Origin of the sequence: Burkholderia sp. 9777_1386 (assembly GCF_015712265.1) — a bacterium.
GTDB classification, from domain to species: domain Bacteria; phylum Pseudomonadota; class Gammaproteobacteria; order Burkholderiales; family Burkholderiaceae; genus Burkholderia; species Burkholderia cenocepacia.
Genome location: NZ_JACCQB010000126.1, coordinates 1 through 1239 on the forward strand (window position 1 = coordinate 1; position 1239 = coordinate 1239).

At 59.6% G+C, this 1239-nt stretch carries 1 protein-coding gene; it reads right to left on the bottom strand.

Annotated elements, in window-relative coordinates; translation table 11 throughout:
- Window positions 1–47: 47 nt before the first annotated feature.
- Window positions 48–1171, bottom strand: a protein-coding gene (locus tag H0X91_RS34650; protein ID WP_196433818.1) for an IS3 family transposase whose coding sequence is annotated in 2 segments (ribosomal slippage) — window positions 48–913 and window positions 913–1171 — 1125 coding nt in all. Because the reading frame shifts where the segments join, the coding sequence is not laid out codon by codon here.
- Between the last annotated feature and the right edge of the window lie 68 nt (window positions 1172–1239).

Here is a 1239-nt window from a genome sequence, read left to right on the forward strand (position 1 = left end):
TGACCTGCCCCCTTCAATAGAGCCAATGGGCTTCTAGCAAAGTCCCTTTAAACCAGCTCCTGGAAGAAAGCGGCAGGAGTATCCGCGGTTGCCCGATGTTTCGCCGCAAACTCTGACGGCGCAAGGTAGTTCAGTGCGCTGTGCGGCCTTTGCTCGTTGTAATCCTGACGCCATGCCGCGATGACAGCCCGAGCGTGCGCGAGCGTCGTGAACCAGTGCTCGTTAAGGCATTCGTCGCGGAACTTGCCGTTGAACGATTCGATGTACGCATTCTGCGTTGGCTTGCCCGCCTGAATCAACTTCAGCGTGACGCTGTTCGCATACGCCCACTGGTCAAGCGCGCGGCTCGTAAATTCGGGTCCCTGGTCGGTTCGCACCGCCTTGGGATAGCCACGGAAGCGAGCTGCACGATCCAATGCCCGAGCGACATACAAACCTGAGATGCCATGGTCGACGACGATGTCGACAGCCTCTTTCGTGAAGTCGTCGACGACGGTCAGGCACTTCACGCGCCGGCCGTTGGAAAGCGCATCCATCACGAAATCGATTGACCACACCTCGTTGGGCGCGCCCGGCAATGCCAGTTGCTCGCGCTCAATCATGACGCCATGGCGCTTGCGACGGCGCCGCACAGCCAGCCCTGCCTCACGGTACAGGCGATAGATGCGCTTGTGATTGGCGTGCGTGCCTTCGCGCTCCATCAGGGCGTGCAGTCGGCGGTAGCCGAATCGACGACGTTCGTGCGCCAACTCCACCAGACGCGCCGCGAGCACCTCATTCTCGTGGTCCGGCTTCGCGTCGTAATGCAGCACGCTGCGAGAAAGCCCGACAAGCCTGCAGGCGCGGCGCTCGGAGATGTTGATCTTCTCCCGAATCGCCGACACTGCTTCGCGTTTGGCTTGCGGGCTCAGGGCTTTCCCTTGACGACGATCTTCAACGCTTCCATATCGAGCATTGCTTCGGCCAGCAGTTTCTTCAGCCGGGAATTCTCCACCTCGAGGTCCTTGAGCCGGCGGGCTTCCGAGACTTCCATGCCGCCGAACTTCGCACGCCAGGTGTAGAACGACGCGTCACTGAACCCGTACTTCCTGCACAGTTCCTTGACCGCCATACCGGCTTCGGCTTCCTTCAGAAACCCGATGATTTGCTGTTCCGTAAAGCGCTTCTTCATGTTCGTCTTCTTCTCCGAAAACGAACTTTACTAGACTCCAGCTGGCCCTGTTTGCAGGGGGCAGGTCA